The following is a 25,828-nucleotide window of genomic DNA, read 5'->3' as shown; positions in this document are numbered from 1 at the left end:
TCCCCTCTCTTTTCGTTAAAAAAAGCGATCCGGCGGGTTGCATACGGAATGCGCCGCACGCACATCCGCCGGGTAAAGCTTTAGAAAACAATATCAATAGCTTCCAGCAAGTCCTCTTCCTGCCCCGAAGAACCGTTTAAGGAAAGATCTTTCAGCAGGACATGAGGCTGCTCGCAAATTTTGGAGAGGATGGTCAGAAAGTCTTCGGCAAAATTGTCGATCATGTTCCGGGTAAACAGTTTAGTCGCATATTCAAAATGACCGCTCATGCCTTCTTCCTCATACGTAACTTCCAGGGTCAGATCAAATTTGGCGACCGTCTTGGCCTCGATATAAGGTTCGACGGTTAACTCTCCGAAACGGCTGATCCGGTCTTCTCTCGTTTCCATCACAAACACCGAGTCAAATATCGGATGCCGGCTCAAGTCCCTTGCCGCCTGTACTTTTTCCACAAGCTCCTCGAACGGATAATCCTGGTTTTCATAAGCTCCCAGCATCGTTTCTTTGATTTCCTCCAGGTAAGAAAGGAACATTTTCTCGCCGGACGGGTAATTCCGGATCGCCAGTGTGTTGACGAACATTCCGATCAGAGGTTCCGTATCTACATGAGTTCTGCCTGAGACCGGTGTGCCCACAATAATGTCTTCCTGTCCGGAATACTTATGCAGCAGAACGGTGTAGGCGGCGAGGAAAACCATATACAAGGTTGCGCCGTTATCGTCCGCGATTTGCTGCAAGGCTTCGCTTAGCTGCTTGCCTATGGCAAAATCCAGTACATCTCCCTCGTAGCTCCGCACCGCCGGTCTCGCGAAATCGGTCGCCAGTTCAAGGCGCGGCAGCTCTCCGTCCAACACGTCCAGCCAGTACGCTTCCTGTTTTTTCAGACGTTCGCTCTGCGCCTCGGACTGCTGCCACGAAGCGAAATCCTTATATTGAATCCGCAGCGGACGGAGGTTTTCGCCCGTATACATGCGGAGAAGATCGTCGATTAAAATGCCGGTGGACACGCCGTCGGAAACAAGATGATGGATGTCGAACATCAGAATATGACGGTTCCGTTCCAGCCCGATCAGACCGACCCGCAGCAGCGGCGGTTGTTCCAGATCAAAGACGCGGACAAACCGTGCGGCAATTTCCCGGGCTCCTTCTTCGTCCGACTGCCGGTACTCCAGGGCGAAATTCACTTCCGGGTAAATAACCTGCGCAGGTTCGCCGTCCACCATCTCGAATGCCGTACGCAAAATCTCGTGACGGCCGATGAGCCCGCGAAGCGCAGCTTCAAAGCGGCCGCGGTCCAGTTCACCTTTGAGAACCATAAGACCCGACATATTGTAGCTCAGCTCCGCGCCTTCCATCTGATGCTGGATGTACAGCCTTTTTTGAACGGAAGACAGCGGGTAATGAGGGCGTTTCTCGAGTACAGGAATGGCGGTATGTTCCCGGTGTTCCAACCCCGCTATGGTTTGAGCCATTTCTTCAATCGTCGAATGCCGGAAAACGTCTCTTAACGGCAGATCGACGTTCAGCTCCTTGTGCACTTTGCCGACAAGCGTCGTCGCCCGCAGGGAATGTCCGCCCAGGTCGAAAAAGTTGTCGCGGATGCCGATTTCCTTCCGAAGACCGAGCACGTCCTGCCAGATGGCGGCCAGCTTCGCTTCCAGCGGCGTCCTTGGCGCGATATATTCCGCACCTCCGTCCGCGCCCGCTTCCGGCGCCGGCAGCGCCTTGCGGTCGACTTTCCCGTTCGGCGTCAGCGGAATCCGCTCCAGCCGGATGAAATACGACGGGATCATGTAGCCCGGCAATTCCTGCGCCAGCGCGCTTCGCAGGCTGCTTGCGGCCAGCTCGCCTTCGGCGGTGTAGTACGCGCACAGCGCTTTCTGACCACCGCCGTCTTCGCGCACGACCACGACCGCTTCGCGGACGCCGTCCGCCTGGAGCAGCTGCGACTCGACCTCGCCGGTTTCGATCCGGTAGCCCCGGATCTTGGCCTGGTGGTCGATCCGCCCGATAAAGTCGACGTTGCCGTCCGCCGTCCACCGGGCCAGGTCGCCCGTGCGGTACAGACGCTCGCCCGTGACGAACGGGCTGTCCACGAATTTCTCCGCCGTCAGATCCGGACGGTTCAAGTAGCCCCGTGCCACGCCCGGTCCGCCGATGCACAGCTCGCCCAGGACGCCGACCGGCACCGGATTCAGGTGCGCGTCCACGATGTAGAACCTCGCGTTCAGCCACGCTTTGCCGATCGGCACGCTGCCCGTCTCCGGCAGCTTCGCCAGCGGCTCGTCGTAGAAGCTCGAATCGATCGCCGCTTCCGTGACGCCGTAGCTGTTGATGATCCGGAACTGCGAGCCGAATCGTTCCTGGAGCACGCGGTAATCGCCAACGCTGCAGCTGTCGGAGCTGGTGATGAGCAGTTCCATCGAGCTCATATCAAGCGCATTTTCGGCTACGTGCTCCATAAACGGCACGATGAGCGCCGGAGTCGATTCGAACACGGTAATCTGCTGTTCTTGGATCCAGCCGTGCAGGCGGGCTGGGTCGATCCGGTCGTCTTTCGGCACGATGACCATGGTGCCGCCGTTGTACAGCGTCCGCGCGATATCTCCGACGAACACGTCGAAGGAGAAGCTTGCGAGCTGGAGCAGCCGTACCGGGAACCGGTCCAGCCGGTATTCCCGGCGGTAGGCGGCCGCCGTGTTGACAAGGCTGTGGTGCTCGATCATGACGCCTTTGGGCCGTCCCGTCGTGCCGGACGTGTAGATCACGTAAGCGAGGTCGTGCGGCTGCGTTTCGTAAGGAATGTCGTCCGGTGTGCCTGATGCGGACAAGCTGCCGGACGCTGCGCTGTCAGCCGTAGGGCCGATTGCGCCGCCGGCGTCTTCTTGACCGGCAGACGTTCCGGCACGCTGCGCGGTGTCGCCCGCATCGCCGACGGTCACGCTGTCGTCAGCCCTGCTTCCGATAGCCGCGTTCTCTCCGTCCCCGCTGTACGACTTTTCGTCGTCCAGGCAAAGGATCGCGCGCAGCGCCGTCTCTTCCGCTTCCAGCCAAGCCCCGGCACTCTCTCTGAGAGAAGTCTGCGTCAGCAGCACCGTCGCTCCGCTGTCTTCGAGCATAAACCGGATGCGGTCAGCCGGATAATCCGGGTCTAGCGGCACGTACGCGCCTCCCGCTTTCCATACGGCGATGACACCGACGAGCAGCTCCACCGAACGCTCGGCCAAAATGCCGACGATGGACTCTCTGCCGACGCCGCCCGCGCGCAGCGCTGCCGCCAGCCGGTTGGCCCGCTCGTTAAGCTCCCGGTAAGACAGCTGGTTGTCTTCGTAAACAACGGCCGCCGCATCGGGAGTCCGGACCGCCTGTTCCTCGAACAGCCGGTGGAACGTCTGCACCTCCGGAAGCTCCGATATGGCCGGATTGAACGCTTCGAACAGCTGCTCTTTTTCGGAAGGAGTAACCAGGTCAAGATCGGCGATTTTGGCTTCCGGGCTCTTCACAATGGCATTCAAAAGCTGTTCGTAATGCTTGGCCATTCGTTCTATCGTTTCTTTTTTATACAAAGAGGTTGCATACTCGAACAAGTAATCCAAGCCGCCGGAGACTTCCGTCACATCCAAACTAAGGTCAAACTTGGACACGATTTCTTCACTCGCATAAGGAGCCAGCCGGAGACCGGGCAGTTGAAGCTCTTTGTTTTCCGTGTTTTGCAGCGTGAACATCGTGTCGAAAAGCGGGTTGCGGCTTAGATCGCGGGCAACCTGAACCTTTTCCACCAATTCCTCGAACGGGTAGTTTTGATGCTCGTACGCGCCGAGAGTCGTTTCCTTGACCTCCTGCAGGTAGGAGAGGAACGTTTTGTCCGCGGCCGGGTAATTGCGGATTGCCAGCGTATTGACGAACATTCCGATGAGCGGCTGCACATCTCCGTGTGTCCTGCCGGCAATCGGGGTGCCTACGATCAAGTCTTCCTGAGCCGTATATTTATGCAGCATAACTGTATAGGCCGCAAACAGGACCATGTAGAGTGTGGTTCCCGTTTCCGCCGCCAGCCGCTTTAAGCCTTCACTCTTCTGCGCATCCATGGAAAATTGGAGCGTCCGTCCTTCGTAGCTCTGCAGGGCAGGCCGAGCATAATCCGTCGGCAGCTCCAGCACAGGCAGTTCTCCCCGGAAGACATTAAGCCAGTAAGCTTCCTGACGCTTCAGCTGCTCTTTGTGCCCTTCGGACTGCTGCCAGACGGCGTAGTCCTTGTATTGAATGCGCAGCGGCTCCAACTCTTCTCCGCTGTATAGGCGAACGAACTCTTCCACCAGCACGTCCATCGAAACTCCGTCGGAAACGATATGATGCATATCGAACAGCAAGATATGCCGCTCAACCGCCAGTTCGACCAAGCCAACCCGAATCAAAGGCGGTTTCGCGAGATCGAACGGACGGACAAAATCCCGCACCGTTTCTGCCGCTTCTTCCTCGCTTGCCCCGACATGTTCCACGGAAAAGTCCACATCCGGATATACCCTCTGCACCGCTTCCCCGTTCGCCATTTCGAAGCCCGTGCGCAATGTTTCATGACGCTGAATCAGACTGCGGAATGCTTCCTCGAACCGGTTCCGGTCCAGCGCCCCTTCGAGCAGCAGTGCTCCCGGCATGTTATAGCTCAGCTCCGCTCCCTCAAGCTGGTTGAGAATGTACAACCGCTTCTGCGCCGATGATTGCGGATAATATTCTCGCTTTTCGGCAAGAGGAATGGAGACGTGCTCCTGCCGTTCCATGTTGGCGATTGCCTGCGCCATTTCTTCAACCGTCGAATGCCGGAAAACGTCTCTTAACGGCAGATCGACGTTCAGCTCCTTGTGCACTTTGCCGACAAGCGTCGTCGCCCGCAGGGAATGTCCGCCCAGGTCGAAGAAGTTATCACGGATGCCGATTTCCTTCCGAAGACCGAGCACGTCCTGCCAGATGGCGGCCAGCTTCGCTTCCAGCGGCGTCCTTGGCGCGATATATTCCGCGCCTCCGTCCGCGCCCGCTTCCGGCGCCGGCAGCGCCTTGCGGTCGACTTTCCCGTTCGGCGTCAGCGGAATCCGCTCCAGCCGGATGAAATACGACGGGATCATGTAGCCCGGCAATTCCTGCGCCAGCGCGCTGCGCAGGCTGCTTGCGGCCAGCTCGCCTTCCGCGGTGTAGTACGCGCACAGCGCTTTCTGCCCGCCGCCGTCTTCGCGCACGATCACGACCGCTTCGCGGACGCCGTCCGTCTGGAGCAGCTGCGACTCGACCTCGCCGGTTTCGATCCGGTAGCCCCGGATCTTGGCCTGGTGGTCGATCCGCCCGATAAAGTCGACGTTGCCGTCCGCCGTCCACCGGGCCAGGTCGCCCGTGCGGTACAGACGCTCGCCCGTGACGAACGGGCTGTCCACGAATTTCTCCTCCGTCAGATCCGGACGGTTCAAGTAACCCCGTGCCACGCCCGGGCCGCCGATGCACAGCTCGCCCAGGACGCCGACCGGCACCGGGTTCAGGTGCGCGTCCACGATGTAGAACCTCGCGTTCAGCCACGCTTTGCCGATCGGCACGCTGCCCGTCTCCGGCAGCTTCGCCAGCGGCTCGTCGTAGAAGCTCGAATCGATCGCCGCTTCCGTGACCCCATAGCTGTTGATGATCCGGAACTGCGAGCCGAATCGTTCCTGCAGCACGCGGTAATCGCCTACGCTGCAGCTGTCGGAGCTCGTGATGAGCAGTTCCATCGAGCTCATATCAAGCGCATTTTCGGCTACGTGCTCCATAAACGGCACGATGAGCGCCGGAGTCGATTCGAACACGGTAATCTGCTGTTCTTGGATCCAGCCGTGCAGGCGGGCCGGGTCGATCCGGTCGTCTTTCGGCACGATGACCATGGAGCCGCCGTTGTACAGCGTCCGCGCGATATCTCCGACGAACACGTCGAAGGAGAAGCTCGCGAGCTGGAGCAGCCGTACCGGGAACCGGTCCAGCCGGTATTCCCGGCGGTAGGCGGCCGCCGTGTTCACAAGGCTGTGGTGCTCGATCATGACGCCTTTGGGCCGTCCCGTCGTGCCGGACGTGTAGATCACGTAAGCGAGGTCGTGCGGCTGCGTTTCGTAAGGAATGTCGTCCGGTGTGCCTGATGCGGACAAGCTGCCGGACACTGCGCTGTCAGCCGTAGGGCCGATTGCGCCGCCTGCGGCTTCTTGACCGGCAGACGTTCCGGCACGCTGTGCGGTGTCGCCCGCATCGCCGACGGTCACGCTGTCGTTGGCCCTGCTTCCGATAGCCGCGTTCTCTCCGTCCCCGCTGTACGACTTCTCGTCGTCCAGGCAAAGGATCGCGCGCAGCGCCGTCTCTTCCGCTTCCAGCCAAGCCCCGGCGCTCTCTCTGAGAGAAGTCTGCGTCAGCAGCACCGTCGCTCCGCTGTCTTCGAGCATAAACCGGATGCGGTCGGCCGGATAATCCGGGTCAAGCGGCACGTACGCGCCTCCCGCTTTCCATACGGCGATGACGCCGACGAGCAGCTCCACTGAACGCTCGGCCAAAATGCCGACGATGGACTCTCTGCCGACACCGCCCGCGCGCAGTGTTACGGCCAGCCGGTTCGCCCGTTCGTTGAGTTCCCGGTACGACAACTGCTTGTCTTCGTAGACGACGGCCGCCGCATCGGGAGTCCGGACCGCCTGTTCCTCGAACAGCCGGTGGAACGTCTGCACCTGCGGAAGCTCGGACATGGCCGGATTGAACGCTTCGAACAGCTGCTCTTTTTCCGAAAGCGTAAGCAGCTCCAACTGTTCGACGGGGATGTTCGGATCGGCCGCAGCCTGCTCGACCGCCCGGGTGAAATGCCCGTGAATCCCGCGGATGTCTTCCTCGCTGAACGTATCCCCGTTATAGGTGAACCGGATCACAATCCGCTCGCCCGGAATAACCGTGATATCGAAATCGTAGTTCGTCTGCTCCGGGGCCTGAATGTTGGAAATGGCCAAAGCTCCGTTTCCTCCGATGAGCTGTTCGACCCGTTCCTCCATCGGATAGTTTTCGAATACCATGATATGGCTGATAAGATCGCGTTTTTGCTCGCTAAGCGCCTGGATTTCATACAGCGGGAACGTATCGTACGCGCCCGAAGCAAGTGCCTGCTCCTGGGTTTTTCGCAAGACATCCGCCACAGACTCTCCCGCTTCGCTCCGAACCCGGACCGGAATCGTATTGATGAACAGGCCGATCATGCTTTCCACACCGGCGATATCCGCCGGACGGCCTGAAACGACGCAGCCGAACACGACATCCCGGCTGTTGTTATAAACCTGGAGAACAAGACCCCAGAGCGTCTGGACGAACGTACTCAGCGTCACCTGATTTTGCCTGGACACGCGCTCGATCCGCTCGCTCAGTTCCCGGCTGAATTCGAAATCCAGTTCGAACGCGTTGAAACTTTCCGCTTTACGCTGCGCTTTTTCCTGAGGAAGCTTGGTGTGCTGGTCATAGCCGTTCAAGTAACCGCTCCAATAGTCGGCTGCCGCGTTCCGATCTTGTTTCTCCAGCCATTCGATATAACGGGCAAAAGGAGTAACGGGAGGAAGTTCCGGTTTTCTTCGTTCCAGAAACGCGAAATAGCTTTCAAACACTTCCTTGATCATAAAGGACATGCACCAGCCGTCCATCAGGATATGATGGTGGCTCCAGATCAAGTGCCACGTTTGTTCATCGGTCCGCACAAGAGTCACCCGCATAAGCGAATCATGCGCCAAATCAAATTTCCGGGCTTTGTCGGCGTTTGCCAGTTCAGCGAGTGCTTGCTCCCTCTCCGACTCGTCAAGTCCGCTTACATCCTCGTAGTAAATTTCGCCTTTCCGCTGACGAAACACGATTTGAACCGGCTCATCTTTCCATCCGCTTATAAAATTCGTCCGAAGCGCTTCATGCCGTTGAATCAGCACATCCAGCCCTTTCGCAAAAGCTTCGGCGTCGAGGCTGCCCTGCAGATCGAACGTCACCTGCTCGAAATACGCTTCCGAATCGGCGTCCAGTAGGCTGTGGAACAGCATACCCTTCTGCATCGGAGTCAGCGTGTACACATTTTCCAGCTCGCCGATGGAGGCGGTGCGTGCCGTCAGCTGCTCCAGCTCTTCCACGGACAGATCAGGAAGCAGGACATCGCTCGGTGTAAGCTCCGGCAGATCCTTGGACAAGCAGTGTGCGATTACTCCCCGCAAGCTTGTTTCCAGGAGGCTTCCCAGCCGCTCAATCGTCTCCCGGCGGTACTGTGTCGTGCCGTAGCGGATCGAAAGCTCAAGCGATCCCTCCGTGACCATACCGTTCATGTCGAGCGCGAAATCCATCACCGCGTTTTCGCTGATATCGTTCCCGGTCGAGAATGGAGAAGGTTCCAAACCGCTGCTCTGATAATCCTGATCGAACTGACCGAGATAGTTAAAGCTGATCTCCGGATCGGAACCGAATAGGCCGCTCTCCCCCTCTTCCGACATGTATTTCAGAATGCCGTAGCCGATTCCCTTATTCGGAATACGCCGGAGGCCTTCCTTGGTCTGTTTGATCTGCTGCGAAACCGTCTGATCCCGGCCGCTCTCCAGAATGACCGGAAATTGGCTGGTGAACCATCCGACGGTGCGCGTAATGTCGACATCCGGCAGGATGTCTTCACGTCCGTGGCCTTCCAAATTCACGAGCACCCGGCTATGTCCCGTCCAGGCTTGGACGGCCATACCGAGGGCGGTAAGCAGGAGGTCGTTCATCTCCGTATTGTAAGCGCGGTGCGCCTGTTTCAAGAGCTGCTCCGTCTCGCCTTCCGTCCATATTACGGTCACGACATCGCTGTCTTTGAGCCGTGATTTCTCCTGCCCCAAATCTTTGGGCAGCGGCGCAAGTTCGATCCGCCCGATCTGCCTCCAGTAAGCCCGCTCGGATTCAAGCGCCGCACTACCCGCATAGCGGGACAACTGCCCGGCCCATGTCTGGAACGAATCCGTTTTATGCGGAAGCGAAATCGCTTGTCCGCCCAGAGCCTGTTCGTAACCGGCCGCAAAATCTTCAAACAAGATACGCCAGGACACGCCGTCCACAACAAGATGGTGGATGGCTATGAGCAAATGGTCGCCATCCGTGCAGCGGAACAGGCCCAGCTTCACCAAAGGTCCCTTCTCAAGGTCGATGCTTCCCTGGATTTCGCTTGCCTTCGCCTCAACGGCTGCCTTACAGTTTCCGAGGCCCGTGAAATCAGCCACTTCCAGGCTGAACAACTCTTCCTCCGTCCCCCGGTTCCATGCTTCATATCCGGCTTCGGTTTTGCGGTAAACCGTACGCAGCGCGTCATGGTGCTCGACCAGCTTAGCGATCGTTTTCCTCAGAGCCGTCTCCTCGAAACCTTCCCTGCGGTACTGCATGAAGGCCTGATTGCTGTGGTGCGGGTCGGCCGGATTTTGCCCGAAAAACCAGCGCTGAATCGGCGTCAGCGTCACGGCTCCCGTTACCTCTTCCTGGCTGGCGGTTTTGCCGGCCGTTTGAAGCTGCGGACTGAGGGACGCTATCGTCGGATAGTGGAAAAGATCACGCATAACCAGTTTGTAACCGGCCTGAAGGAGCCTTGAAGAAACCTGCAGCGCTTTGATCGAATCGCCGCCAAGTCCGAAGAAATTGTCCGACAGACCGACTCTGTCTACGCCCAGCACGGACTGCCAGACGGCGGCAAGCGCCTGTTCCGCCGAAGTTCGGGGAGCGATGTATTTCACCTCCGCCTGTAAGCTTCCTTCCGGCTCGGGCAGCGCCTTGCGGTCTACCTTGCCGTTCGGCGTAAGAGGCAGCCGGTCCAGACACATCACGCGAGCCGGCACCATATGCGAAGGGAGCGTCCGCTCCAGATACGCGTGCAATTCTCTGGTATCGATTTCATATTCCGCCACCGCGTACCCGCACAAATACTTCTGGCCCCGCTCGTCGGTACGGTCGGTCACGACCGCTTGGCGGATGCCGTCAAAACGCAGCATGGCCGTCTCGATTTCGCCGAGCTCGATCCGGTATCCTCGGATCTTCACCTGATAGTCGATCCGCCCGATGAAGTCGACGTTGCCGTCTTCCATCCAGCGAGCCAGATCGCCCGTGCGGTACAGGCGCTCCCCGGCAGCGAACGGACTGTCCGCAAACTTCTCTTCCGTCAGCTCCGGACGGTTCATGTATCCCCGGGCCACGCCCGGCCCGCCGATGCACAGCTCGCCCAGAATCCCTACGGGAACGGGGTTCAACTGAGCGTCCACGATGTAAAATTTCGCATTCAGCCACGCTTTGCCGATCGGCACATTTCCGGCTTCCGGCAGCTTGGAGAGCGGTTCGTCGTAGAAGCTCGAATCAATCGCCGCCTCCGTCACGCCGTAGCTGTTGATGATCCGGAACCGAGAACCGAACCGTTCCTGCAGCTGCCGGTAATCTTCCACACTGCAGCTGTCGGAGCTGGTGATGAGAAGCTTCATCGAGCTCATATCGAGCCCCTGCTGCGCCACATGCTCCATAAACGGGATGATTAGCGCCGGCGTCGATTCGAACACGGTAATCTGCCGGCTCTGTATCCAGCCGTGCAGGCGTGTCGGATCGATCCGGTCGTCTTTCGGGCAGATGACCATGGTGCCGCCGTTGTAGAGCGTCCGGGCGATATCCCCGACGAACACGTCAAAGGAAAAGCTCGCCAGCTGCAGCAGGCGTACGGGGAATTGATCAAGCCCGTATTCCTTGCGGTAAGCCGCTGCCGTATTCACCAGACTCCGGTGCTCGATCATAACGCCTTTCGGCCGCCCTGTCGTGCCGGAGGTGTAGATCACGTAGGCAAGGTCGTCCGGCCGGCTCTCCGCCGGCGCGTTCTCCCTTTCTTCGCTGTACGACTTCTCGTCGTCCAGGCATAGAATCGTGCGAAGCGCCCCTCCTTCTCCCAGCCACGTTCCGGCCCTGTCCCTCAGTCCGCTTTGCGTCAGCAGTACGGCCGCACCGCTGTCTTCGAGCATAAACCGGATGCGATCGGACGGGTAATCCGGGTCCAGCGGAACATACGCGCCTCCGGCTTTCCATACCGCCATGACGCCGACGAGCAGATCGACCGAGCGGTCGGCCAGAATGCCCACGACCGATTCCCGGCCGATTCCGGCTCCGCGCAGCGAGCCCGCTAGACGGTTGGCCCGATCGTTGAGTTCCCCGTATGTGAGCTGATTGTTCTCGTACACCACTGCCGCCGTATCCGGATTCAGCGCCGCCTGTTCCTCGAACAACCGGTGGAACGTTTCGGCAGGCGGAAGTTCGGACACCGGCGGATTGAATTCCGTCAAAATTTTATTCTTCTCTTCGCTGCTCAGCATGGACAGCTCGCGCACGGTTTGACGGGGATTAAGGACAATCTGGTCAATAATAGTAAACATCTGCTCCGAGATCCGTAAGATTTCACTCTCATCGAACAATTGAGCCCGGTAATCGATATTCAAATCAATTTCCTTGTCGTCCAGCATATCTACGACGTGTACGGCAAAATCGCCCACTTCGTGCCCGGAATGACTGCTTTTCCGAATGACGCTGAGGCCGTCGTAATAAGTCCAGTTCACGGGCAAATATTCGATGTCCACCCGGAACAATTCGGGAACGTCCCACTGTTTGTTCCGCTCTCTTAAGTCTTGAATAAGCTGATTGTACGGGTACTTCTGGTGGCGGAGATTCGCCTTCTGTTCTTTGGACACATGCTGCAAAAACGCCAATACATGCTGATCCGGCTCGAGCAGCATTCGGGTCGCAACCGTACTCACGAACATACCTATCGTCTCTTTTTCCTGCTTCGACGTCCGGTTCGCATAGATGGTCCCGACTGTAATATCTTCATTTCCCGTTACTTTATGGAGCAATATGTATAATGCCGCCAAGAACACCGTAAAGGTACTGATGTTATACTCCTCGCTGAAACGCTGCAGCTGCTCGTAGCGCTTGCCTGCGAAAGGTACACTCACCCTGTCGGCCTCCGTACTCACGGAGTAAGGCGAACTCGGTTTCATTCGTGTAATTTCCGAGAAGGATTCGAACTTGTCCAGCCAGTAGGCTTTGTCCTTCTGGTAGCGATCCGAACGCTCGTATTCTTGTTCGGCGTAAATGTAATCGAGATAAGTCCCTTTTGCTTTAGGCTCCGGTTCTTGGCCGTCGATTAATTTTGTATAATTTTCCATGACCGTCGTGCAAAGAAGATGCGATGCGATACCGTCCGCTATGCTGTGATGTATTTTTATGTTAAACCAATGTTCTTCGTTATTCAGATTAAACAGGCAGAATTGATACAGGTGTTCGTCAAAAATGGATAACGGCGTATGATTAAATTGTTCCAGCCACTCTTTCGCTTCGGCTTCGCTGCCCATTTCCATATAGTCGCAGTGCGGTTCAATGTCCGATTCATTCGCAAACCACTGGAGTGGTTCACCGGCATCGGAAGACGCAATCCGGATTCGGAACGCATCGTGGTCCCGGACCAGCTTATAAATCGCCTGCATCAAAACGTCGGTATTCACGGGTCCGCGAATAAACAGAGTACCCACGATGATTCCGACCGATGTATTCGGATACATCATTTCCATACTCCATATTCTTCGCTGCGCTTGAGTTAAAGCAAACCGTTTGTTCGTATTTTCTCTCACATCGACACTCTCCCGGTATAGAGATTCGTTTTCAGGTATGCAACCCTGTTATCTAATTCCACACACCAAACTTTCAAAAAACTTGGACAAAAGTGAAGGGGCTCTTTCGGCAGGCTCGTCTAATGAATTGTCCGGCTTGTAAACATGTTCCAAAACTTGACAGATGATGTCGGATAGAGATAATGAGTAAAGGTATCCTCCCTTCGCGGGCAGTTTAACAAATGGATAAAAATCATCCCCGTCTACCGGGTTTTGAAACAAGAGAATTCTTGCGTTTGAAGCTAAACTATTTTGGCTTTCAAGCTTTGTAGGAGTTCCATTTGCTTCCTCTTCTTATAAAATTACATAATTCACCATCAATTACCAATTATAACTGATGTCTCCACGGTAATCATGGTATTTTTGAACTATTTTGTATTAATTTAATAATAAGGTCTATATTTATCCAATTTTACAAAATAACAACATTATGTGTGACATATGTCATTGCCGAAACGTGGGTATTTGTCGATTAAGCCCGATTCCCGCCCCTCTCTCCGGACCACACCTCAATTCTTTCACTTCTCTGCGAATATAAAGAAAGCGGGATTTACATAAATCGTTCTTTCGCTTGACGATGAGCTAATAAACGTTCTTTATTCTAAATAATGGGAAACTATTAAAGATGAGAATAAAGGAGAGAAAATTAGATGTTTACAAGTTTGCTCCGCACCACCGCGCTTGTCCTGACCGTCGGTTCGATTTTATTGACCGGAACGGTTATCCAGTCCGAACCCGCACATGCGGCAAGCAACATGGTACCCGATTACGAGGTAAAGATTTTGATGAGTCCGGCGGCCGTTCTGGGCTCGGATAACAAGCTTAAAAGCGACGTGCTGGATACGTTCGCCATGCCGTCCAGCGTTACCAAAATGAATGTGGCTTTCCTGGACACGAACGCCAAAACTATTTATACCGGCGGCTGGAGCACCCGCATTCGTAAAACCGAAGGCGAGAGCAAATTCGAGCTGAGCTACAAAAAGCGGTACCCGATCGCAAACAACGATATCAACGCCGCCCTTACGAAAGCGAACCAGGACGGATTCGACTCAAGCGATACGAACTACGAAGCGCAAGTCGAGTGGGGCTACCAGAACAAAACCTTGAGCATCACGCGAAGCAAAAATGCCAGCAAATCCGGATACAGCGGCATGGATCTTCCGTCTGTCAGCGATGCCCGCAGCCTGATGATCAGCAATGCGCCGGGCAAGTTCGACGACTGGCTCAGCAACGGCTGGGGCACGAGTCTGCTCGGAAGCTCCCGCTACTACGGGCCTGTGCTTGCCAAACGCTCGATCGGCACTTGGAACGGCTTGAAGCTGTACATCGAAGTATGGCCGATCCGGAATTCTGCCGGAACCGGCACCGAATACATAGTCGAAGCTTCGTTCAAGACGACGAGCGAATCAACCGCGTCCGCGAAGCACGATGAACTGATCGCGCTGCTGCAGAGCAAGGGCTGGTTCCTCGCGCAGGATTCGCTCAAGACTCAGTTGATTATGGACCGCTACTGACGCCGGGACAAAAAAATAACAGGTGCAGGCTAAAAAGCCTGCACCTGTTTGCGTTCGTACACCGCATATACCGTGCCCAATATCACTCTCCGGATGAAACTTCGGCTGCTTTGCGTGGCGTCGTTTCACGTTTCGCATTGCGCCGCCGAATAACCACCGCCGTGGACCAAAACCGCTCTGTACGGGGAAGGCCCGCACCTTTCGCTGAAAGCACGGAAATCCCTCCCGGATACCCTTTTAACTGTAATCTTCGATTACAAGCAATTTGCCGTCTTCAATTTTAAATACCGACTTTCCTTTAAGAGCGATCTTTTCCCCCGCTTTAGGACCGTGAGGCAGATCGGCCGCAAGAGTTCCCTCGTAATCAATCCCAACTTCGACCCGGTCGCCAATGACCGCATAATCCGTAATTGTCTGACAGCGCTGGGAGAACAGCTTTTGGGATTGTCCGGCTAATTCGCGAAAAGCGTCTTTTCCTTCCGTCTCCGCATTCACCACGCCGTTAGAGATATTCCGGAACACAATCTCCTCGTGCATAAGCAGAAGCATGCCTTCGATATCGAAAGCGTTGTAGGCCTCCACGTATTTTTCAATCAAACTTTGCGCCGCACGGTTCTCCATCTTGACGCTCCTCTCGAATATTTACTCGGTAGCACAAAAATCGCGAAACAACTGTTCCTTCACCTGCCGGACAGGGTAATGCTCGGGATAGGTCGAAATCATCAGGGAAATTCCGTGGATGGCCGAAGAAAAATGAAGCGATCTAATTTCGGGATCGGGAACTCCGAGTTTACGGAACATTTCACACTGAAGCTGAAACTGCCGGGCCATTTCTTCATTGAGCATCTGGCTGTACCGGGACAGCAGCAGATCTTCTTCGGGCTGCGTTTGCAGATGCAAATAAAACCGGTAAATTTTCGGATGCTGGAGCACATTGTCGATGGCGCCGTCGATGATATGTTTCAACTGCTCGGTCGGGGTACCCATAGAAGCCGCTTTTTGCATGACGTCTTCGATTTCTTCTATCCGGCTTTGTACCATGTCGCCGAGAAGTTCTTCTTTTCCTTTATAATAATTGTACAAAAGCCCTTTGGAAACCCCCGCCCTCTTTGCTATATCGGCAATAGAAGCGTTATAATAGCCCTTCTCTATAAAAACTTGCATCGCAGATGTCCGGATGTTTTCTTGGGCAAGCCGGCGGACGCGCTCGTTTTCTTCCCTTGAACGCGGCATCAGATAGGTTCCTTCAGAAACTGTTCGATATAACCGGCCGTTTCCGCGGGATGAGTCAATGTCAGCATATGGTCGGCGCCTACTATGCGGATGATTTCACACGAAGGGACACGCTTATATTGCTCCGCAACGCCTTCCATATCCCCCCATTCCACCGTTCCATGCAGAAACAAGGTTGGCGCGGCAATCTCCTCTAAACGCTCGATCGCGGGAGGCTGAGGCCAGTTCACTTCGAAACTCTTCCATTCCGTAAAAACTTTGCGCATATAGTCCGTATGCATCTCAATCAGAAAATCCCGCTGCGGACTCGACATGACGACTTGGTAATTAGGTCCGGCCAAGGAGTAGTCGATCATTTTGCCGAGATCGGGGGCGAAAGAGTTCACTTGGGCCATCCATTGCGTGAATGCCTCCGAGTAAGGAAAACCGGTAAGCGCCGGGGCGAGCAGAATAAGTCGGCTAACCATCGAAGGATAAGTCAAAGCGAAATCCGCTGCCGCCTGCCCGCCCATGGAATGACCGATCAGGACAGCCTGCCCTATATTCAAATGTTCAAGCAGATGCTTCAGATCTTCGACTAGATTGATCGGATCGGTCGGAGCGGGGGATTTCCCGGTCCCCCGGCCGTCGAACGTGATCACCTGGAACGACTGCGCCAAAATTGGAGCGATGAGCTTCCATTCACGAGAGTCTACACCGGGACTGTGGATGAGCACGACCGGAGCGCCTTTTCCCTGTATTTCATAATACAGATCCATCTACATGAACTCCTTTCCGCATGAAGAATATTCCATTACAGTACCATTATTTTATTATTGAATGAACGTACGGTTAATATAAAATTTATGAGCGCCCGTTTTCCAGCCTTCGCTGTCCGTTTCAGTTCCCATCGTAACCAAAAGACCCTGACAGCTATGTGTCAGGGTTCTTTTTCGTTTCAAGAACTGTTAATAGATGTCCCGCGCATCCGGAGCAAGGAATTGAACTCGCCGCAAAAACGGTTTGATCTTCTCCGCTTCTTTTGCAGGATAAACATATCCGAATTCGGCCGCCACTTGAAGGGCAGCAGGCTCAAAAAGCTCTCCCATCGCGTACAAAGCGTTCCAAACCTGTTCATAACTGCCGTTTTCATAGGTCGACAAAAGCTTGCTCCAAGATTCTTCATCCAGGTACCGTTTTAAAAATTTGCCGTTCTTCCCGATACTGAGCGAGAAGCCGGTATCGATCCCGACCTTCCATTCCAGCATTTTGAGCAGCATCGCCCGGACCAGGTTCATATGATCGATCGCATACAAAATTTCCTGTCTCCACAGTCCTTTGGCGACATAAGTGGACACCCACCAGAATTCGTTGCAGCAATCGGCGTAAAATTCGGCGCTCGGCCGCTGCACCCAGTAGTCTTCATCAGTTGGAGGCGGTACGACCGGCAAAGCGTTGTCCTTGTCAAGCAGGATCATCGTCAGCTTGTCTTCCCGGCAGTACATTTCTTTCTCCTCAAGAGGAATAAGCATCAGGTCTATCCGATTCCCGTCTTCAAATAACATGAGATAGGTAAACCGGTTTCCCAGCTCGTTAGGAAACAGAGCCATCTCTTCCGGCGTCTGCATAATCATCCGTTCGCCGAAAACGTTCACCCATTCCGGGTCGTTTATAAAAGACTCCATATCCGTGACGAGATAGACGATATCGTAATCCCTGAAAATGTCTTTGGGAACATTCGGATTCGTCCTCGAACCGTTCAAACCGACCGCTCTTACACGGCTGTCATTCTTCGCCACTGTTAATACCAGATTAAACATTTCTTGTTCCGAACGCATGGATCGGCACCTCCCGAGTTTTCATGTCCGAATTTTGAAAAGAAAACATTTCAAGGAGGTCCCCGGATATCCGGTAAACGGAGTTATGTAAAATGTTCCGCAAATGTCATCAGCTTATCCTCCCGGTTAAAAATTGTAAGACAGGGCCGTTTAAAAGCCCGTTTTAGCTGCGTATGTATGTGACGGCTTTCTTGTTGTGGCCGGTGCTAAAAAGCCCGCCGTATCTTAAATGCGCTGCGCCAAATTTCCGTCAGTCAGGTTGGAAAACCGGCTGCTCAGCTTCTACTATATTTTACTCTATTCGTGGGACAGACGGAAATTTCTCTTTTTGAGATGGGAGCTGCCGCTGAACTAGAGCCGTATCTTGATCGGCTGAGGGTCAGCAGTTCGAGCCCGCTAAGGGTCATAAATAGAAATACGCGTGAATAAAAAGAACCCGCTCCCCTTATAAAACGGCAGCGGGTTCTATATTTGGCAGGTCATAAGATCGGAGCAGCTTTCGTCCGCCGTTCAGTCTTTTTACGCGACACCGTATTTACCGTGAGGCCGGGCATCGGCACGTTCGGTGCCGGGTTCCATACGTTCCTGCTCTGTTACGGCAGCCTTCGCCGTTTCATCGAGCCGTTTCATCGCCGCCAGGCCTGCCGTATTTAGCAGGTTCCACGGTTTGTTATAGTGCGGCTGGAAGAAGAAATCCACAAAAGCAAGCTCCTGGACGGTCATCCGGTTCTGGATGCAAACCGACAGCGTATTGACGGCCTGAGTCAAATCCGCTTTCGACATCACTTGCGCTCCCACCAAGCGGCCGCCTTCCGCTTCGAAAACCAGCTTCAGCATCACGTCGTCATAAGTCGGCATAAATTCCGGCCGGTTGTTCTCATGAATGAGGACGGCCTTCACAATCATGCCCGCCGCAGCCGCGGCTCCTTCGGTAAGCCCCGTCGAAGCGATGTTCCAGTCGAACAGCTTGATGGCCGACGTGCCTTGGGTGCCCTGGTACCGGACGACCGGCTTCTGCAGGTTCATAGCGGCCAGCGTTCCCATGCGCACCGCATTCGTCGCCAGCGGGATGTAAGCCGCTTCGCCCGTCGGATTGTACCGGACGGCACAGCTGTCTCCGGCGGCCAGCACGTCGGGATGGCTCGTGCGCATATAATCGTCCACGAGGATAGCACCGCCCGGCAGCATATCCACCTGGCCTTTGAGCAGATCCGTTCCGGGACGGAAGCCGATGCACAGCACGACCATGTCGGTCTCGAAAGTGCCGTCGGTCGTCACGACCTCGCGGACCTTGCCGTCCGTACCGCGGAAGCCTTCGACGGTCCGCCCGAGCGCGAGCCGTACTCCCCGCTCCCGGAGTTCCTTGTCGGCCAAGCCGGTGAACTCGGGGTCCAGGTACTTGGCCATGACGCGGTCCATGTTGTCGATCAGCGTCACGTCTTTGCCCAGATCGCGGAACGCTTCGACCAGCTCGATGCCGATATAACCGGCTCCGATTACCGTGATGCGCTTCGCGTCCGCCGCGCGGGCGATGATTTCACGGGCATGGCCGTAGTTTTTGCACAGCTGGATGTTCTCCAGCCCGATGCCTTCCATCCGGGGAATGACCGGCCACGAACCTGTCGTCACGACCAGCTTGTCGTAGCTGTCGCCGAACTCTTCCCCGGTTTCCAGATTGCGGGCCCGGAGCGTCCTGGCCTGCACATCGACTTCCAGCACTTCGTGACGCATCCGGGTAACGACACCGAGCCGGGCAAGCTCTTCCGGGTTGCTGTAGAAAAGCCCCTGCGCATCCCCGATCACCCCGCCGACATGAAGCGCGATTCCGCACGAAAGGAACGAAATATTATCGTTACGCTCGTAAACCGTGATTTCCGCGTCGGGATATTGGGTTGCAATGTTTTTAACAGCGGCGGTTCCTGCGTGTGTGCATCCGATTACGGCAACTTTGAATGTCATGATGATAGCCTCCCGAAATTTTATTAGTGAATTAATTCACATACTTTCTTTAAAAAAAGAGCTGTTGGCGGTTAGCCAAAGCGGATAAATAATAACAACGGATCGAGTTTATTCTGTGAAATAAATCACAATGTCTTTATGGCCCTATCTTACACCTTTGCTTCAAAAGATGCAAGAGGTATTTAAGCCGATGCGCGGTGCCTGCCACAGGGCCACATGCATACGGCAAAAAGCCGCACCTGAGTGCGGCATCCAGTTATCTTTTGCTTTTGCTCTTGCTCTTGCTTTTGCTCTTGCTTTTGCTTTTGCTTTTGCTCTTGCTCTTGCTCTTGCCCTCACTCGTACCTATCTCTATCTGCCTGACTCTCTAGCGCTTCTCTGACCAATCCGTCCGGCTCCGTCTCTCTTCTTCCGTCTCGGCATTAATACCCGTAACGGCCCGTGTCATCAAAGAGTGCGGAACGTAAGCCCCCGGCAGTCAACGGGGATGCTAAACGCCTGCCCCACTCCGCTGTTGCTGCGGATTGTCACCTTCAGAGTGAGACGCCCGGGAGCTTCCTCACTCCACGCACCGCTGCTCAGCCACCCGTATCTCTCCTTGCCGGGCAGGATCACCGCCTGCTCGAAATCCGGATTATTCTGCGCAGCATGTACCTTCTCCGAGTGACGGCCGGCCAGGCCTTCATTCGTAACGACAGAGACGCTTGCGAGATCCGGCGAGATCGGCTCCCGGTCCGAAAGATTTCGGATCGTCACCTCGAAATCCGCCGTGTCGGCCTTAAGCCTGACGGCATGCACGGTAACTTCGATATTATTTGCGGTTTGTGTCACGGGCAGCTGAGCATAAGTCTTCTCGCCGCCGGATTCGACTCCGTCAAGCACCGGAACCTTAACATCTGGGATGCCGCCCGCTCCCGGAAGAGCCGCCCTGCCATCCGCCATACCGTAATTCGGCAATGCGGGCCGCATGGCCGTTCCGTTCATCATCAGGCTTCCGGAAACAATCAAAGATCCGAGCAGCACGCTAACGATCATTTTGTTCATCTAAAATTTCCTCCCTCTTCCCTTACCGAGGATTCTTCCAGCTGTGTACCGTTAGTTCCAGCCGGCCGTCAGCTTCTGCCTTGTAAAAGCGCGTAACCGCCTGCCCGGCCTGATCCGCTTCCACGGCTCCGTCCCCCCGGCTGATCCGGTACTCAAAAGCCGCATTAAGGGGAACGGTGAGACGTGCGGAATATAGGCCGGGTTCGCCCGCTTCTCTGCGAAGCGGAATCCAGCTGTACAAAGCCGCGGTTTCCGGCGTATCCGCAGGCACGTGCACAAGCAGCTCAAGCGTGACATGCTCCTTGAGCTCTCCGGCGACACGGATCGACCGCGTTGCGGACAGGCCGCCGTAACTCACCTTAACGGCGGTCTCCCCTTCACGCCCGGGCACCAGGGTGCCGTCTTCACGCATCTCGAGGATCGTCCCGTCTTCGGCCGCGTAATCCGCCCTTAGCAGCGACATTTTAAACCCGCTGTCAAATTCCGTGATCGGATTCAGACGCATTTCCGGCCCCCGGATACCCGCGATTTCTTCTCCCTCCAGACTAAGCTTGGCAGGAGCTCCTTTTACCCCGAACATATGCAGTAGCGGAGACGCCACTCTCGCGGCCCAGTCCTTTTCCGAATGAGTGCCGGTCGGGTCCAGGTAATAAACGAGCTCGTCATCCGGTTTATAGCCCAGCCGCAGAAGGCTTTCCGTCGCTTCCCGCACATGTTTTTCCAGAATCAGCGTGCCCTCGCAGCTTCCCGAATCGATCCAGATCCGGGATAACGGGACTTTGTCCGTCCAGGTATGATACTGGCGCGCTTCCTCCAGAGTTACGGGATCGACGCAGTAAAAATAGGGCGACAGGATGGCCAGCTTCCCGAACAGGTCCGGGCGGCGCATGCCGATATGATAGGTCACTTGACCTCCCCGGGACGATCCCATCATGGCCGTGTGCTCCGGCCCTTTTTTCGTGCGGAACAGCGAGTCGATATAGGGCATCAATTCATCGGTGATGAACTGTTCGTAAAGCTGCCCTATCGGCCGGATGTCCACTTTGTCGCGCAAATAATCGACGCCTTCCAGCTCGTGAGTGAATTCATCCGACCGCTGCATGCCCATATTCGCGATGCCGACTATGATGATTTCCTCCATCAGGCCGTTTTGAACGAGCCGGTCCGCCGTTTCATGAAGGTTCCACGAATAGCCGTTAAAGGCGGGATGAAAAATATTTTGTCCGTCATGCACGTACAAGACCGGATAACGCCTGCCGCTCTCTTCGCCGTAACCGGGCGGAAGATATACGAACAGATCGCGGCGGTTGTTCAAAAGAGCCGAATAAAACTGTTCGATTTTCAACAAACTCGACCGACTCCTCATCCGTTTGCCGCCTCCTTTGCTTCCGTCTCTGGCGGAACGTCTACCCAGTGTTCCACTTTGTAAGACAGCTCCAGCCCCTCGCGGGCCGTAAATTTGCGGTAAGGTATTTCCTTTCCGCTTGCGTACGTTTCGTGCTTGCCGAGGCCGCGCGAAATACGGAACTCGAAGGAAATACCCCGCGGCACTTGGAACGTGCCTCCATAGAGCCTCTCTCCGATCATCGGCAATTCGATGCCCGCATAGAGCGTATCCGTCTTCGGCGTGCAGGCCGGCACTTCGACGAACATCGTGACGCTGACCGTATCGGAAAGATGCGCAACGACGGTCAAGTCCAGACTCGCCGCCAGCCCCTGCCCCTTGTAACGGACGGTGACGCTTCCTTCCCGCTTTGGAAGGAGCCTGCCTTCGGCCGTTACCTCGACGATACCCGGGTCCGTTACTTCATAGTCCGCGTCCAGATCGGTCATCATAAAGCCGCTGTCATAATGAACGACAGGATTAAGCGCGCAGGACGGACCCTGCAGACCGATTCTTTCCGGGCCGAGAAGATCTACGCGTACCGGAGTTCCGATTTCGCCGAAAAAATACAGAAGAGGCGCATGGACTCTGGCCGCCCAGTCTTTCTGAGAATGGCCCGAGCCGACGGCGAAATAATACATGAAATCTTCGCCCGGCTCGTAGCCCGCGTCCATCAGCCTATCCGCGACTTGTCTCACATGCTTCTCCATAACCGTGAAGCCTTCCGCGTCCCCGACATCCATCCATATTTTCAGCGGTTTTTTGTCGGTATAGACGGTGCTCAGCCACCGGTCTTCCATCGTGGCCGGATCTACGCTTACGAAGAAAGGGCACAACGCTCCGATCATGCCGAACGTTTCCGGCTGCCGGAAGCCGATGTTGTAGGATACAAGTCCACCGGCGGACGATCCCATCAGAGCGGTATGCTCTTTCTCCGTCAAGGTCCGGTAGGTCTCATCTATGAAAGGCTTCACCTCATGGACGAGAAACGTCTCGTATAGTTCGCCTTGATTGGTGGTGTTGAAAAGGTTGTGGCCGTCCGGATTGGCGTGCATATATTCGGCGATGCGCGCGTCCTCCACATGCGAAACGGCGACGACGATGATTTCTCTCATCCTGCCCTGCGCAGTCAACTCGTCGACGGTGAGATGAACATCCCAGGACTCGCCCTTCCGGTCTTTGAAAAAAACATGCTGGCCGTCCTGCATATACAGGACGGGATATCTTTTCCCGTCGTTCGAATGATAGCTTGGCGGCAAATACACATAAATTGTCCGCTCGTTTTTCAAGGTATGAGAATAAAAAGGATTGATTTCGATTAACCGCGATGAACTCACCGTGAACTCTCCTTTGAAACGGATCGTTACGGAGTGCCGGACAAGTAGTAAAATTTTTCAGGATCTACATAGTCCGCATCTTGAATGTAACGATCCATTTTATGAACTATTTCCTGATAGTCATTCAAATCGAACGTAATCCTCCCTACCGTACACGGAAGGACCTGCGGACAATGGCACGTGCATACGGCGGCAATGCGGGGCGTCTTTTTCAGCACTTCAAGCGCCAGAAATTCGTTGATCACGATCCCCGGCTTCCCTTCAAACCGCGACAGGAAATCGTTCAGCTGTTCCGGACTGTCATACGTGCAAATCCGTTCATCCTCCAAACCGGACTGTTCCCGAATGAAACCGGCAAGCTTCGCGTTGTTGTAAGCATCCGTGACCAGAAACTCCGGCCGCCCGCCAAGGGCAGCCTCGCAAGCCCGGAAGCTTTGCGCGAAATCCGGAATGATTTTGTGAAACAGCGAATCTTCGATATAACTGTCGATGACAAAGACGGGAATACCGAAACCGAAATAATTGGAGACCGTGCCGAAACGTTCCTGATCCGCATTAAGAAGGAAAACGCCGTCCAAATTCCGCTCCATGATCATTTTGTAATCCGAAAGCCGGCTACGGACCTGCATAAAAATGACATGGTATCCGAGTTGTCCGCAAATCTGTTCGATTTTGCTTACTGTTTTGGCATATTTAAAATCGGACCAGTAACGGTCTTCGTCCCCCTGAAACAGCAAAATGCCGATCAGGCCCGTTTTTTTGATTTTTAACGATTGCGCGGTCCGGTTCGCCACGTATTTAAGCTGCCGGGCGGCTTTCATCACCTTGACGCGCGTTTCGTCCGAGATGGACTGGGTCTTCACATCGTTCAAAATATACGAAACGGTGGCAATGGAGACACCCGCCGCTTTGGCTATATCTTTGATGGTTGCTTTCTTCATCCTAATCGCTCCTACTTAAACGTTTAGGTTGATTAAAGCATATCCCCTTGTCCGGTGTCAAACCGCCCCAGGGGCACCGATGCGACCAGCCAGCCGTACGGCGGCAGCGCTGCCGAGAGGCCGTTCTCGGTCCGGACAAACGCCCCCCCGCCGAGAATCACTTCGGCTTCCGGCCGGATGAGGCCGCCTCTCTCCGGGCCCGGCCGAAGCTCGCTTTGCGCATTCGCGGCGGAAGAGACCGGCTCCGGCTCGAAAACGTGGCAGGAGGCCTCCCGGCTGCTGTTGTTCACGCAGATGTAAAGCTCCTCCTCCGCGTTCTTTCTCAGCACGATAAGCTGATCCTGCTCCGCGTAAACAACCCGGAAAGTGCCTTCACTCAAAGCGCGGCGTGTCCGCCGCAGCTCGATCAGCATGCGGTAAAACGCGAGAAGGCCGTGATTTTGCCGGGCCGTATCCCACTGCATCGGCTTCCGGCAATCGGGGTCAGGCCCCCCCTGCATTCCGATTTCGTCCCCGTAATAAATGCAGGGAGTTCCGGGGAGCGTGAACTGGAGCAGAACCGCCAGCTTCGCTTTCGCCTCGTCCGGTATCCGGGTCAGAAGCCGCGGGGTGTCGTGGCTGCCAAGGATGTTGAAGGCCGCCTCGTTCACCTGCTGCGGATAGGAAGCGAGCAGGCGGTTTATCCGGCTGCCAAGCTCCCGGGCATCGATTTCGCCCTGGGCGAAATAGTCGAGAATGGCGTCGGTGGCGGGATAATTCATGACCGCGTCGAACTGGTCCCCCTGAAGCCACGGCATCGCATCGTGCCAAATTTCGCCCAGGATGTAGAAATCGGGCTTCAGCGCTTTCAGCTTCTTGCGGAATTCCCGCCAGAACTCGTGATCGACTTCGTTGGCCACGTCCAGCCTCCAGCCGTCGATATCGCACTCCCGCACCCAATACTCGGCCACGTCAAGCAGATAGTTTCTGACTTCGGGATTGGCCGTATTGAGCTTCGGCATGTGGGACTCGAACGCGAAACAGTGATAAGACGGTCTCGGCTCCGTCCTCAGCGGAAATTCCTTGATGTGGAACCAGTCCCGGTAAGGAGAGTCCTGACCTTTCTCCCGCACATCCATGAACGGGGCGAATCCTTCTCCGCTGTGATTGAACACCGCATCGAGGATCACGCGGATGCCTCTTTCGTGGAACGCGGCAACCAGCTTTTTCAGCAGCGCCGTATCCCCGAAAGCCGGATCGACTTTCCTGTAATCGGCCGTGTCGTACTTATGGTTCGTCGCCGCTTCGAACAGCGGTGTGAAATAGATCGCGTTTACGCCGAGCGAAGTCAAATAGTCGATGCGGTCGTACACCCCCTGCAGGTCTCCGCCGTAAAAATCGTGCGGCCCCGGATCGGAGTCGCTCCAAGGACGGACGCCCGGGGGATCGTTGGCCGGATCTCCGTTCGCGAAGCGATCGGGGAAGATTTGGTAGAAGACGGCTTCCTTCACCCAGGCCGGCGGTTTCAGCACCTCTTGCGGCCACAAAAACGGATAATCGAAAAACGTGAGCGGGTCCTGCGATTTTTCCGTGCCGAACCCTTTCTCGGTCAACCATACGACCTCTTCCCCCGAAGTCAGTTTAAAAGCGTATCTCAATCTGTAATGCGGCGGGACCAACTCTCCCTGCCAGTAGTCGAACAATTGGTCGCTGCCTGTCTTGTACAGCCTTGTTTCAAGAGCTGTCCGCTCCCAATCGTATTTGTCTCCGTGCAGCGCGTGCACGGCGTCAACATCGTCTTTTTTCGTGCGCAGCCGGATATGCACGGTACGCTCGTCGTAGGCATAGCAGTAAGCCTGCCCCGACCGGTGGTCGATCGCTTCCAGTAACATGGTCTGCTC

The 25,828-nt window shown here is 55.4% G+C and carries 12 protein-coding genes; 1 reads left to right on the top strand and 11 read right to left on the bottom strand.

Going from position 1 to position 25,828, the window contains the following annotated elements:
- Positions 1-80: 80 nt before the first annotated feature.
- Positions 81-12,611, bottom strand: a complete 12,531-nt coding sequence (locus tag ACI48J_RS12035) for an amino acid adenylation domain-containing protein (protein WP_405083211.1) — start codon at positions 12,609-12,611, stop codon at positions 81-83.
- Between the two features lie 758 nt (positions 12,612-13,369).
- Between ACI48J_RS12035 and ACI48J_RS12030 the strand changes: the two genes are divergently transcribed.
- Positions 13,370-14,233 carry a hypothetical protein gene (locus ACI48J_RS12030; RefSeq protein WP_405082924.1) on the top strand — a complete coding sequence of 288 codons (864 nt, stop codon included), beginning with the start codon at positions 13,370-13,372 and terminating at the stop codon, positions 14,231-14,233.
- A 237-nt stretch (positions 14,234-14,470) separates the two neighbouring features.
- Here the strand turns inward: ACI48J_RS12030 and ACI48J_RS12025 are convergent, their stop codons facing one another.
- From ACI48J_RS12025 to ACI48J_RS11980, 10 genes are all read right to left on the bottom strand, one after another.
- Positions 14,471-14,854, bottom strand: coding sequence for a nuclear transport factor 2 family protein (locus ACI48J_RS12025; protein WP_405082923.1), 384 nt, complete (start codon positions 14,852-14,854; stop codon positions 14,471-14,473).
- Between the two features lie 21 nt (positions 14,855-14,875).
- Positions 14,876-15,466 carry a TetR/AcrR family transcriptional regulator gene (locus ACI48J_RS12020; RefSeq protein ID WP_405082922.1) on the bottom strand — a complete coding sequence of 197 codons (591 nt, stop codon included), beginning with the start codon at positions 15,464-15,466 and terminating at the stop codon, positions 14,876-14,878.
- Positions 15,466-16,224 carry an alpha/beta fold hydrolase gene (locus ACI48J_RS12015; RefSeq protein WP_405082921.1) on the bottom strand — a complete coding sequence of 253 codons (759 nt, stop codon included), beginning with the start codon at positions 16,222-16,224 and terminating at the stop codon, positions 15,466-15,468. The genes ACI48J_RS12020 and ACI48J_RS12015 overlap by 1 nt, the downstream gene beginning before the upstream one ends.
- 189 nt (positions 16,225-16,413) lie before the next feature.
- Positions 16,414-17,283 carry an aminoglycoside 6-adenylyltransferase gene (locus ACI48J_RS12010; protein ID WP_405082920.1) on the bottom strand — a complete coding sequence of 290 codons (870 nt, stop codon included), beginning with the start codon at positions 17,281-17,283 and terminating at the stop codon, positions 16,414-16,416.
- A 519-nt stretch (positions 17,284-17,802) separates the two neighbouring features.
- Entirely contained in the window at positions 17,803-19,242 is a 1,440-nt protein-coding gene (locus tag ACI48J_RS12005; RefSeq protein ID WP_405082919.1) for an FAD-dependent oxidoreductase, read from the bottom strand.
- Between the two features lie 447 nt (positions 19,243-19,689).
- A complete protein-coding gene (locus tag ACI48J_RS12000) occupies positions 19,690-20,286 on the bottom strand; it encodes a hypothetical protein (protein ID WP_405082918.1) in 597 nt (198 codons plus the stop codon).
- A gap of 22 nt (positions 20,287-20,308) precedes the next feature.
- Complete coding sequence (locus ACI48J_RS11995) at positions 20,309-21,652, bottom strand: alpha/beta hydrolase (RefSeq protein ID WP_405082917.1); 1,344 nt, start codon at positions 21,650-21,652, stop codon at positions 20,309-20,311.
- Positions 21,649-23,007, bottom strand: coding sequence for an alpha/beta hydrolase (locus ACI48J_RS11990; protein WP_405082916.1), 1,359 nt, complete (start codon positions 23,005-23,007; stop codon positions 21,649-21,651). Before ACI48J_RS11990 ends, ACI48J_RS11995 begins: the two co-directional genes overlap by 4 nt.
- Before the next feature lie 26 nt (positions 23,008-23,033).
- Entirely contained in the window at positions 23,034-23,948 is a 915-nt protein-coding gene (locus ACI48J_RS11985; RefSeq protein WP_405082915.1) for a LacI family DNA-binding transcriptional regulator, read from the bottom strand.
- Positions 23,949-23,980: 32 nt separating this feature from the next.
- A complete protein-coding gene (locus tag ACI48J_RS11980; protein WP_405082914.1) occupies positions 23,981-25,819 on the bottom strand; it encodes a glycoside hydrolase family 13 protein in 1,839 nt (612 codons plus the stop codon).
- Between the last annotated feature and the right edge of the window lie 9 nt (positions 25,820-25,828).

The sequence above is a fragment of the Paenibacillus chitinolyticus genome, assembly GCF_045038035.1.
Lineage (GTDB): Bacteria > Bacillota > Bacilli > Paenibacillales > NBRC-103111 > Paenibacillus_F > Paenibacillus_F chitinolyticus_A.
The sequence above is the reverse complement of the archived record's forward strand: the minus strand, read 5'-3'. Positions and strand labels throughout refer to the sequence as shown.